This window comes from Microbacterium sp. (genome assembly GCF_003248605.1).
Classification (GTDB): domain Bacteria; phylum Actinomycetota; class Actinomycetes; order Actinomycetales; family Microbacteriaceae; genus Microbacterium.
Window position 1 is genome coordinate 1 of sequence record NZ_QFPF01000082.1, and the last position, 11365, is coordinate 11365.

General features: G+C 72.2%; 9 protein-coding genes. 5 read left to right on the plus strand and 4 right to left on the minus strand.

The features are described from left to right. Positions 1-269 precede the first annotated feature (269 nt). Positions 270-1952, minus strand: coding sequence for a formate--tetrahydrofolate ligase (locus DI573_RS10925; protein WP_292813961.1), 1683 nt, complete (start codon positions 1950-1952; stop codon positions 270-272). A 105-nt stretch (positions 1953-2057) separates the two neighbouring features. On the opposite strand from DI573_RS10925, the gene DI573_RS10930 reads away from it, so the two are divergent. Beyond that, the gene (locus tag DI573_RS10930; RefSeq protein ID WP_292813964.1) at positions 2058-2336 is read left to right on the plus strand and encodes a hypothetical protein; all 279 of its coding nucleotides are present in this window, start codon (positions 2058-2060) and stop codon (positions 2334-2336) included. 6 nt (positions 2337-2342) lie between these two features. Here DI573_RS10930 and recQ read toward each other — a convergent pair whose 3' ends face one another. The 3 genes from recQ to DI573_RS10945 form a co-directional block, all read right to left on the minus strand. Beyond that, the gene (recQ, locus tag DI573_RS10935; RefSeq protein ID WP_292813983.1) at positions 2343-4274 is read right to left on the minus strand and encodes a DNA helicase RecQ; all 1932 of its coding nucleotides are present in this window, start codon (positions 4272-4274) and stop codon (positions 2343-2345) included. A 153-nt stretch (positions 4275-4427) separates the two neighbouring features. Next, complete coding sequence (locus DI573_RS10940) at positions 4428-5036, minus strand: hypothetical protein (RefSeq protein WP_292813966.1); 609 nt, start codon at positions 5034-5036, stop codon at positions 4428-4430. A gap of 177 nt (positions 5037-5213) precedes the next feature. Further along, positions 5214-7718: a DEAD/DEAH box helicase gene (locus DI573_RS10945; RefSeq protein WP_292813969.1), complete on the minus strand. Its 2505-nt coding sequence runs from the start codon at positions 7716-7718 to the stop codon at positions 5214-5216. Positions 7719-8013: 295 nt separating this feature from the next. On the opposite strand from DI573_RS10945, the gene DI573_RS10950 reads away from it, so the two are divergent. The 4 genes from DI573_RS10950 to DI573_RS10965 all read left to right on the plus strand — a co-directional run. Further along, the gene (locus tag DI573_RS10950) at positions 8014-8358 is read left to right on the plus strand and encodes a GNAT family N-acetyltransferase (RefSeq protein WP_292813972.1); all 345 of its coding nucleotides are present in this window, start codon (positions 8014-8016) and stop codon (positions 8356-8358) included. Next, a complete protein-coding gene (locus tag DI573_RS10955; RefSeq protein WP_292813975.1) occupies positions 8355-9365 on the plus strand; it encodes a pirin family protein in 1011 nt (336 codons plus the stop codon). Before DI573_RS10950 ends, DI573_RS10955 begins: the two co-directional genes overlap by 4 nt. Before the next feature lie 82 nt (positions 9366-9447). After that, positions 9448-9999, plus strand: a complete 552-nt coding sequence (locus DI573_RS10960; RefSeq protein WP_292813978.1) for an ECF transporter S component — start codon at positions 9448-9450, stop codon at positions 9997-9999. A gap of 206 nt (positions 10000-10205) precedes the next feature. Further along, positions 10206-11365 (plus strand): ATP-binding cassette domain-containing protein (locus DI573_RS10965; RefSeq protein WP_292813980.1); only part of this gene is annotated, 1160 nt, incomplete at its 3' end.

Below are 11365 nucleotides of genomic sequence, written 5' to 3' on the forward strand. Positions count from 1 at the left end.
GCCGCGCTGTTCGGTGCGGTGCGGGCGCCTCCGGCCGGCGTGCGGCGGGCGATGGCGGGCTTGTTCGGTCGGACGGCGGCGTCGGCCATGAGGGATCCTCTCGTCGCGGAAAGGGGGATGCTCCGATGGTAGGACTGCGACAACGATGCGCGAACTCGACTGTGGGGTATAGCCAATGTTTGCGACGGTTCGCGCGACCCGCGATTGTGGCCAACCCACAGCCCCGGTCGCCCTGCGAGCGCAGCGAGACGAAACGCCCACCATCGTCGTCAGAAGAGGCCGATGATCCGCCCGTCGTCGGTCACATCGATGGATGCTGCAGCCGGCCGTTCCGGCAAGCCCGGCATCGTCATGATCTCGCCGCACACCATCACGACGAACTCGGCTCCCGCCGCCAGGCGCACCTCGCGGACATCGACGACGTGGCCCGTCGGCGCCCCCCCCAGCCGGGGGTCGGTCGAGAACGAGTACTGCGTCTTCGCGACGCACACGGGGTACCGGCCATACCCCTCGTCCTGGAGCCGACGCAACTGCGCACGCACCGCGGTGGACGCGGTGATGTCGGCGGCGCCGTAGACGCGCGTCGCGATGGCGCGCATCTTCTCCCAGAGCGTCGCATCGTCGTCGTAGGTGTAGACGGGCGCGGACGCGGGCCCGTCGCCGCAGAGCCGGATGACCTCCCGCGCCAGGTCCTCGGCGCCCGCGCCGCCCTCCGCGAAGTGCCGCGCCTCGACGGCGGCGACCCCGCTCCGTTCGACGGCGGCGATGAGCGCCGACACCTCGGCATCCGTGTCGTCCGCCCGGCGGTTGATCGCGACCACGCAGGGCAGCCCGTACACGTCGCGGACGGTGCGGATGTGACGTTCGAGGTTGACCATGCCGCGCTCGAGCGCGGCGACATCCTCGACCGGCAGATCTGCGAGGGCCACGCCGCCGTGGTACTTCAGCGCGCGCACCGTCGCGACGATCACGGCGGCGTCGGCATGCAGCCCCGACGCGCGCCCCACGATGTCGACGAACTTCTCGGCGCCCAGGTCGGCACCGAACCCCGCCTCGGTCACGACGTATTCGGCGAGATGAAGCGCAGCATCCGTCGCCAGGACGCTGTTGCAGCCGTGCGCGATGTTCGCGAACGGGCCGCCGTGGACGAGCGCCGGGGTGTTCTCGAGGGTTTGCACGAGGTTGGGGGCGAGCGCGTCGCGCAGGATCGCGGCCATCGCCCCGTGCGCCTCGAGATCGGCGGCGGTGACCGGTCGGCGGTCGCGGGTGCGGGCCACCACGATCCGGCCGAGGCGCTGCTTGAGGTCGGCGAGGCTCGTGGCCAGGCAGAAGATCGCCATCACCTCGCTCGCGACGACGATGTCGAACCCGCTCTCGCGGGGGTAGCCGTTTCCCGGCCCGCCGAGGCCCGTGACCGTGTCGCGCAGCGCCCGGTCGTTGACATCGAGCACCCGCCGCCACGTCACGCGTCGCACGTCGATGCAGAGGCCGTTGCCGTGGTGGATGTGGTTGTCGATCATCGCCGCGAGCAGGTTCGTGGCGACGCCGATCGCGGCGAAGTCGCCCGTGAAATGCAGATTGATGTCTTCCATCGGCACGACCTGCGCGTACCCGCCGCCCGCGGCACCGCCCTTCATGCCGAACACGGGCCCCAGGGCGGGCTCGCGCAGGCAGATCATGGCCCTTTCGCCCAGTCTGGTGAGCGCGTCGCCGAGACCGACGGTGGTCGTCGTCTTGCCTTCGCCGGCGGGTGTGGGAGAGACGGCGGTGACGAGCACGAGCCGACCGCGAGGGCGATGATCCAGCCGCGCGAGAAAGGGCAGCGAGATCTTGGCCTTGTACCGCCCGTAGGGCACGAGCGCGTCATCCGGGATGCCGAGACCCGCCGCCACCTCGTCGATCGGTCGCATGCGCGCCGCCTGTGCGATCTCGATGTTACTCGGAGTCGCCATCGATCCTCCCGTCGTCGTCGACGTTCGGGGTCAGCCTAACCCCGCGCCCGCTGCGGGGGATCGCTGCGCCGGGGGTCGCTGCACGGGGGGTCGCTGCACGGGGCGTTGGGGCGTCAGCGCGACGTTGGGGCGTGCTGCAGCGCGCCCCAACGTGATTTCAACGCCCCAACGCCGAATGATGGGCGCGCAGGCGGGCAGGCGCGCAGGCGCGCAGCCGAGCAGGCGGGCAGCCGGGCAGGCGGGCAGCCGGGCAGGCGCGCCGCCGAAGCGCTCTGGCTGCTCGCGCTGTGGGACGGCCTGCAGTTCAAGTGGATGTACGCCCCCGACGAGATCGATATCGGCGCGCATCTCACCGCGCACCTCAATCAGGTGCTGACCGGCTGAGCGCGCTCAGGCCGCGGCGATCACCGCGAGCACGGCCTCGCCGTACGCCTCGCGCTTCTTTTCCCCGATGCCCGAGATGCCGCCGAGCTCGGCCTCGCTCGCGGGACGATGCTCGGCGAGCGCGCGCAGCGTCGCGTCGCCGAAGACGATGTAGGCGGGCACGCCCTGGCGCCGCGCCTCCTCGGCGCGCCACGCGCGGAGCGCCTCGAAGAGCGGCTGATCGGCCTCGTCGAGCGAAGCGGATGCCGCCGTCCGACGCCCGCGCGAGGACCCGCCGCCCCCCGATCCGCCGCCGCGGCCGAGGACGTCGCGACGCAGGGGCACGGGCGTCGTACCCGAGAGGACGCCGACGCTGACCTCGCTGAGCGCGAGCGTGCCGTACTCGCCTTTGGCGACGAGGATGCCGCGGGCCAGGAGCTGGCGGATGACGCTGCGCCAATCCTGCTCCGACAGATCGGCGCCGATGCCGTACGTCTTGAGGGCGTCGTGCCCCTGCTGGGCGATGCGGTCGGTCTTCGCCCCGCGCAGGATGTCGATCAGATGCCCCGCGCCGAACGCCTGCCCGCGTTCGCGCTGCAGCCGCACGATCGTGGAGAGCAGCTTCTGCGCGGGGATCAGGCCGTCCCAGGTCTCGGGAGGGGTGAGACACGTGTCGCAGTTGCCGCACGGGCCCGCCTCCTGCCCGAAGTAACCGAGCAGGTTCTGTCGACGGCACGCCACGGTCTCGCAGAGGGCGAGCATCGCGTCGAGGTGCTGGCCGAGCCGCATCTTGTAGGTGCGGTCGCCGGGGCTCTGATCGATCATGCGGCGCTGCTGCACGACGTCGCCGAGCCCGTACGCCATCCAGGCGAGCGAGGGCTCGCCGTCTCGACCGGCGCGCCCTGTCTCCTGGTAGTAGCCCTCGACGGATTTGGGCAGATCGATGTGCGCGACGAAGCGCACGTCGGGCTTGTCGATCCCCATGCCGAAGGCGATGGTCGCGACCATGACGACGCCGTCCTCGCGCAGGAACCGGGACTGGTGCAGCGCCCGCGTCGATGCGTCGAGGCCGGCGTGGTACGGCAGGGCATCGATGCCCTGCGTGCGCAGGTAGGCGGCCGTCTGATCGACGCTCTTGCGACTGAGCGCGTAGACGATACCCGCCGCACCGTCGGGCATCGAACGCAGGAATGCCACCAGTTGCTTGCGCGGCTCGACCTTGGGCTCGATGCGGTACTGGATGTTGGGCCGGTCGAAGCTCGCGACGAAGTGCCGGGCCTGCGGCATCTGCAGCCGCTCGGCGATCTCGCGGTGCGTCGCGGGGGTCGCCGTGGCGGTCAGCGCGAGGCGCGGAACGCCCGGAAAGCGTTCGGCCAGATCGCCGAGGCCCAGATAGTCGGGGCGGAAATCGTGCCCCCACTGCGACACACAGTGCGCCTCGTCGATCGCGATGACGCTGAGCGCGCCGCGCTGCAGCAGGCGCAGGGTGGTCTCCGTGTTCAGGCGCTCCGGGGCGACGTAGAGCAGGTCGAGTTCGCCCGCGAGGTAGTCGCGCTCGACCTGCGCGCGCTCGGCGGGGGCCTGCGTCGAGTTGAGGTATGCCGCGCGCACGCCGTTGGCGCGCAGGGCATCGACCTGGTCGTGCATCAGCGCGATGAGAGGGCTGACCACGAGCCCCGTGCCCTCGCGCACGAGCGCCGGGATCTGATAGCAGACGCTCTTGCCGCCGCCGGTGGGCATGAGCACGACGACATCGCCGCCGGCCGTGACGTGGTCGATGATCTCGGCCTGTTCGCCGCGGAACGCGTCGAACCCGTAGACGGTGCGAAGCGCCTCGAGCGGCGTCGCGTACCGGCGCGGCGCCGGGCGGGGGGCGGATGCTGCCGCCGAGCCCGACGCGGACGACAAACCATCGCGCGGCGGCATGAACCCCTCGGGCGGGGGCGCGTCGACATCCATCGGCGGGGGCGCGTCATCCGGCGGGAACCACTCGTCCTCCGGGGGCGCCCACTCATCGAGGGGGTCACCCCACGGGGCGGGGTCGGGATCGCGCGGCGGCACCCGTCGAGTGTAACGACGTGCCCCGACATCCCGGTCCGAGCGCCCTCTCGCTCAGGCGAATCCGCCGCCGCCGTCGAAACCGCCGATGAAGCCCCCGCCGTCGTACCCGCCCGCGGCGCCCCCGCCGTCGTACCCGCCGTACGACCCGCCCCCGTATCCCGCACCGGCCGGGTCGGACGCCGCGAGGTCGGAGACCCACTCGGGCTCGCCCGACAGCGTCGCCGCGCCCGCGCCGGAGGCGAAGTACGACACGACGACCGCCGAGAGGATGAAATTGTGGGCCACGGCCGCGGTGATGGCGTTGACCTGCAGGCTGTCCTCGAACGCGCGACGGGGATCGTCGACGGCCGTCGCGCCCTCGCGGTCACGCACCGCGGTCGTGCCGCCGTTCGCGGCCGACAGGCGCCGCAGCATGCCCGCCATGAGCGCCGGCTGAGGCCTGCGGGCATGCGCCTGCTCCTGCTCCTGCTCCGACATGAACGGCCGCAGGCGGTCGAACATCTCGCGCCGTTCGCGGGCCGAGAGCTCGCGGAACGCGGCGGCGTGGGCCTTCTCGATCACCTCGGCGGGCAGGGTCCCGAGCAGGTAGATGTAGCGCGACATCCGCTCTTCTTCGCTGAGCGCCTCATACGGGCTGCGCCGCCGCCTGAACAGGGCCATCAGGGCCACCCCCGATCCGTCGATGTGGCGGCCAGATTACGCCCGCCGGCGCGCCCGCGCCAGGCTCGCGCGCGCCCGGGCGCAGAGGGTGTCCCACTTTCTGTCGCCTGCGCTCGCGCTGGGCGACAGAAAGTGGGACACCGAAGGAGGAGGCCGGGCGCGGCGGACACCGGCGCCTCAGAGCCGGCGCACCTCGAGCACCCGCACGATGGCGGTGCCCTCCTCGGCCGAGGCTTCGAGGTCGACCTCCGCCCGGACGCGCCAGTCGTGGTCGCCCGCCGGATCGTCGATCGTCTGCTCGACCCGCCAGAGGCCCCGAGCCGCGGCATCCGTCTCGTCGATCGCACACAGCCCGGGCGAGCGCGCCGGCCCGCCCATGAGGATTTCGTCGTGCTCGTCGAAGTAGGCATCCAGCGCCGCCGACCAATCGACGTCGGGGTCGAGCTCGCCCAGTTCGTCGTCCTTCTGCAGCGCCGCGAGCTGCACGCGCCGGAACATCTCGTTGCGCACGAGCACCGTGAACGCCCGGCGGTTCACGACCACCGACGGCGGCGCGGGCGGCACGACGGGCGCCCCCGGCTCGGCGAGCGACGGATTCACGAGCGCCTCCCACTCGTCGACGAGGCTGGAGTCGACCTGCCGCACCAGTTCGCCCAGCCACTCGATCAGATCGCGCAGCGCTTCTGTGCGCGCCTCCGCGGGCACCGTCTGCCGGATCGCGCGGTACGCGTCGCTGAGGTAGCGCAGCACGAGCCCCTCGCTGCGCCCCAGCTGGTAGAGCGACACGAACTCCCCGAACGACAGCGCCCTCTCGAACATGTCACGCACGACCGACTTGGGCGAGAGCTCGAAGTCCCGCACCCACGGCTGACTCGAGGCGAAGATCTCGAACGACTGCGCGAGCAGCTCCGCGAGCGGCTTGGGGTAGGTGACCTCCTCGAGCGCATCCATGCGCGCGTCGTAGTCCAGGCCGTCGCGTTTCATCGCCGCGACCGCCTCGCCCCGTGCACGGAACTCCTGCTGCGACAGCACGGGTCGGGGATCATCCAGCGTCGACTCGATGACACTCACCACATCGAGGGCGTAGTGGCCCGTCCCTACGGCACCAGGGCTCTCGAGCGGATCGAGAAGGTCGATCGCGGCGAGCGCGAAGGGCGACAGCGGCTGGTTCAGGGCGAAGTTCGGCTGCAGATCGACGGTGAGGCGGATGCTGTCATCCGCACTCTCGACGATGCCGGCATCGCGCAGGGTCCGGAAGATCGCGATCGCCCGACGCGCCAGCTCGTACTGCCGCGCACGGGGCTCGTGATTGTCGAAGACGAGGGAGCGCACGTTCGCGAACACGTCGCCGCCGCGAGCGATGACGTTGATGAGCATCGCGGCGGTGAGCTGCATCCGCGGCTCGAGCGGCTCGGGCACGGCCTCGACGAGCCTCTCGAACGACGCCTCACCCCACGAGACGAAACCCTGCGGCGCCTTCTTCCGCACGATCTTGCGCTGCTTCTTGGGGTCGTCGCCCGCCTTGGCAATCGCGGCCGCGTTCTCGATCTCGTGGTCGGGCGCCATGGCCACGACCGTTCCCGCGGTGTCATACCCCGCGCGACCGGCCCTGCCCGCGATCTGGTGGAACTCGCGGGCGCTCATGTGCCGCATCCGCTGTCCGTCGTACTTCGTCAGCGCGGTCAGCAGCACCGTCCGGATCGGCACGTTGATGCCGACGCCGAGCGTGTCGGTTCCGCAGATGACCCGGAGAAGACCGCGCTGGGCGAGCGTCTCGACGAGACGCCGATAGCGCGGCAGCATCCCGGCGTGGTGCACCCCGATGCCCGCCCGTACGTACCGCGAGAGCGTGCGACCGAAGCCGGTCGTGAAGCGGAATCCGCCGATCGCCTCGGCGATCTCGTCGCGCTGGGCGCGCGAGACGATCTTGATGCTCGAGAGCGCCTGCGCGCGCTCCATCGCCGCGGCCTGCGAGAAGTGCACGATGTAGATCGGCGCCTCGCCGGTGCCGAGAAGCTGCTCGACCTGCTCGTGGACGGGGATGCGGGCGTACGAGAAATGCAGCGGCACGGGGCGTTCGACCCCGGTCACCTGCGCCACGGGGCGGCCGGTGCGACGTTCGAGGTCGTCGGCGATGGGGGTGACATCGCCGAGGGTGGCCGACATCAGCACGAACTGCACCCGGGGCAGCAGGAGCAGAGGAATCTGCCATGCCCAGCCGCGCTCGGGCTCGCCGTAGTAGTGGAACTCGTCCATGACGACCTGATCGACCGCTGCTCCGGCCCCCTCGCGCAGCGCCAGGTTGGCGAGGATCTCGGCGGTGCAGCAGATGATCGGCGCATCGGCGTTGACCGACGAGTCGCCCGTCACCATGCCGACGTTGCGGGCGCCGAAGATCTCGACGAGGGCGAAGAACTTCTCGCTGACGAGCGCCTTGATCGGGGCCGTGTAATAGGTGCGGCCGCCTCGGGCCAGGCACGCGGCGTGCGCCGCGACGGCGACGAGCGATTTGCCCGTGCCGGTCGGTGTCGACAGGACCACATGGGCACCCGAGACGAGCTCGATGATCGCCTCGTCCTGCGCCGGATAGAGCGAGAAGCCGCGATGCTCGGCCCACAGGGTGAAGGCCTCGTAGACCTCGTCGGGGCCCGCGCCGTCCGGGATCGTGGCGAGCAGGTCCATGCCTCGAGTCTCGCGCATGCGCGTGGCGAGTCCTTCATCCGGGCGCGGCCGCCGCGGCGCGGCCCGACCGGGCGCCCGCCGGCGCGAACCCACACTTTTGCAGCGAACCACCAGCCGTCGTGTGGTGTCTCGCTGCAAAAGTGTGGGTTGGGCGGCCGCAGCCCGGAGAAGCACGGCGCGGGCGGCCGCAGCCCGGAAAAGGACGGCGCGGGATGCCGCAGCCCGCCGCCGTGGCGGAACACCCGGCCGCCCGCCTACGTTGGAGCGTGGTGACCGCCCCCAGCGAAGGAGCCGCATGTCAGATCCCACCCCCACGGTGACCCGCAACGACGCCGAGTCGCGCTACGAGCTGCACATGGGCGACACGCTCGCCGGATTCGCCGAATACAGATCACGCGAGGACGGCCGCATGATCTTCACGCACACCGAGGCCGATCCCGCCTTCCGCGGCCAGGGCCTGGCGGGGGTCCTCGCCTCGGAGGCGCTGGCCGACGCCGCCCGCGAGGGCGCCACGATCGTGCCCGCGTGCCCGTTCATCGCGAAGTACCTGAGCGAGAACGAGGTGCCCGGCGCCGTCATCGACTGGCCGCGGTCCTCGCAGGCGCAGGACTCCGCCGCCCCCGGCGAATCCCCCGCATGACCAGGCTCGACGTCGGCCCGGAGGAGGTGGAGGCGCCCGCCGCGTGCGACGGGCCGCGGGCCCTGCTGCTGCATTCGCGCGACGTGCCGCTGGGAGGCGTGCGCGCGATGGAGGTCCACCGCGCCCTCCCGCAGCGCGACCTGCCCATGGTGGGGGCCTGGTGCTTCCTCGACCGTTTCGGCCCGCAGGTCACGCGCATGCGCGTCGAACCGCACCCGCACATCGGGCTGCAGACCGTCACCTGGCCATTCGAGGGCGAGGTGCGCCATCGCGACACCGTCGGCAGCGATGTGCTCGTCGCCCGTGGCGCGCTCAACCTCATGACCAGCGGCGCGGGGATCGCGCACTCCGAGTACTCCACGGGCGCGGATGCTGTCGCTCTCGACGCACTGCAGCTCTGGGTCGCCCTGCCCGAGCATCGGCGCCACGGCGCACCGGAGTTCGAACGCCACGAGCGCCTCCCGATCGTGGCGCTCGGCGCCGAAGGCGCGGAGGTCGCCGAGGCGACCGTCGTCATGGGACCCTTCGCGGGAGCGGTCTCGCCCGCGACCACGCACACCCCGCTCGTGGGCGCGGAGGTGCGCATCCGTCCCGGCGCGACCGTGCGTCTGCCGCTCGAGTCCGCGTGGGAGCATGCGCTCGTCGGCGTCTTCGGCGAGGTCAGGCTGGGCGGCGACGACGCGGCGACGGATGCCGGGGCCACAGCATCCGGGATCACCGTCGGTGCGCACGACCTGCTCTACCTCGGCGTCCACCGCGACCACGTCGACGTCACGGCGGGCGACGAGGGCGCGACGATCTTCGTGCTCGGCGGCGAGCCGTTCGGCGAGGACATCGTGATGTGGTGGAACTTCGTCGGACGCAGTCACGACGAGATCGTCGCCGCCCGCGAGGAGTGGGAGGCCGACGCGCCGCGGTTCGGTCATGTCGTCGGGCACGGGCCGGAGCGCATCCCTGCCCCGCCCCTGCCGCACGTGCGACTGACCCCGCGCCGCCGGCGCCTGTGACGTCGGGCCCGCGCCCCTGAGCGGGCGCATTGTCACGGCGATCGCCGGGCCCCTCCCCCGCGCCGGCCGATAGCCTGACCGGGTGCGCACACTGAACGCCCTCTCCACGCGCGTCCTGCAGATCTGCGCCGCGATCGGCGTCGCCACCGGGCTCGTCGGGGCGGTGGCGGGCTGGCTCACGCCGGTGGTCGTCGTTGCGCTGCCGATCGTCTACGGTCTGGTGCTCGGCTCGCACGTGCTGCCGGGGATCATCGCGCAGGAGCTGCTGCGCATGCCCTTCGTCGCGCTGCTCACGCACCTGATCGCCGCGCTCGTCGCCAGCGCGTTCAACCCGGCCTGGGCCGGGCGGTTCCTGGGCACGGCGCTGCTGTTCGGCGCGATCCAGGAGGGCGTGGCCGCCCTCACCCGCTATCGGGCCTGGGGCGCGTGGCGCTTCTTCGTCTCGGCCGTCGTCATCGGCGCGGTCGTGGCGGTGGTGGTGGGGTTCGCGGCCGACCTCGCACGCCTGCCCCTGTGGGCGCAGATCGTCTACATCGTGCTGTCGGTACTGGGTCCGGTGGCCTGGACCGCCGCGGGACTGTGGGTCGGCGCCGCCCTCCGCCGCGCGGGTGTCGCTCGTCCACCGCGGCGCTGACCCGCGCCCCGCCCCGCCCCGCGCGGCGCGCCGGGCGCCCGGCGCGGGCGCCGCGCGACCCCGAGACGACATTTTTGCAGCGAGCCACCACACGTCGGATGTCGGTTCGCTGCAAAAATGTGGTCTCGCCCACCGAGGCCCGCACCGCGCCGCCCGCGCGCAGGTTAGGTCAGGCTAAGTTGGAGGGACACCTCCGAAGGCCTCTCGTGACAGCATCCACCCGCCCGGACAGGGCGCGCCCCACCCCCGGCACCCCCGCCGCGGCGGCCCTGCTGACCGCACGGGGCGTGTCGATCACCCACGTGGATGCTGTCGCCCCCACCCCGCGGGACGTGTCGTTCGCCGTCCGGCCCGGCGACGTCGTGCTGCTGATGGGGCCCAGCGGCTCGGGAAAATCCACCCTGACGCTCGCGATGAACGGCCTGATCCCCCACGCGGTCCCCGCCGATCTCGCGGGCACCGTCGACGTCGGGGGGATGGACACCGCCCGGACCCCGGTCGCGCGGCTGAGCGAGCGGGTCGCGATGGTCTTCCAGGATCCGGACGCGCAGCTGGTGACGGGGTCGGTGCTGGACGAAGTCGCGTTCGGGCCGGAGAATCTGCGGCTGCCGGTGGCCGAGGTCCTCACTCGCGCCGAAGCCGCCCTGCGGCGCGTCGGGCTCTGGGACCGGCGCGGCGAGAACCCGGAGCGCCTCTCGGGCGGGGGGCGCCAGCGCCTGGCGATCGCGTGCGCGCTGGCGATGGGTTCCGACCTGCTGGTGCTCGACGAGCCCACCGCCAACCTCGATCCGTCCGGCATCGCCGACGTGTACGCGGCGCTGGACGATGTCGTCGCTGCGGGTGACCGGGCGATCGTGCTCGTCGAGCACAACCTCGATCAAGCGGTCGCCATCGCGACCCGCGTCGTCGTGCTGGACGCCGACGGGCGGGTGATCGCCGACGGCGCTGTCGACGACGTGCTGCGCGGGAGCGCCCAGGTGCTGCACGCGCTGGGGGTGTGGCTTCCGACATCCACCCTCGCCGCGCTGCGGCTGCGGGCCGCGGGCTATGCGCTTGATCCGCTCCCCCTGACGCCGGCCGAGCTGCGCGCCGCACTGGAGGGTGCGCCGCCGCCGGGTGCGCCCTTCGCGAAGCATGCCGGGGTCGGATCGCCACAGCCGCCCGAGTCGCTGTCGACCGCTGATCTCGCCGCGCCCGCCGAGTCGCCCGCGCCCACCGACCGTCCCGCGCCCGCACCCGCCACGCTCCCCACCCCGCTGATCGGCGTGCGCGACCTCACCGTCACCCGCCGTCGTCGCGTGATCCTGCACCGCATCGACATCGACGTGCACGCCGGCGACTTCCTCGCGATCACGGGGGCGAACGG

Coding starts and splice junctions, on each gene's coding strand:
- DI573_RS10925 (WP_292813961.1), bottom strand. CDS start 1,952: ATGGCGACTCCGAGTAACATCGAGATCGCACAGGCGGCGCGCATGCGA.
- recQ (WP_292813983.1), bottom strand. CDS start 4,274: ATGGATGTCGACGCGCCCCCGCCCGAGGGGTTCATGCCGCCGCGCGAT.
- DI573_RS10940 (WP_292813966.1), bottom strand. CDS start 5,036: ATGGCCCTGTTCAGGCGGCGGCGCAGCCCGTATGAGGCGCTCAGCGAA.
- DI573_RS10945 (WP_292813969.1), bottom strand. CDS start 7,718: ATGGACCTGCTCGCCACGATCCCGGACGGCGCGGGCCCCGACGAGGTC.
- DI573_RS10950 (WP_292813972.1), top strand. CDS start 8,014: ATGTCAGATCCCACCCCCACGGTGACCCGCAACGACGCCGAGTCGCGC.
- DI573_RS10955 (WP_292813975.1), top strand. CDS start 8,355: ATGACCAGGCTCGACGTCGGCCCGGAGGAGGTGGAGGCGCCCGCCGCG.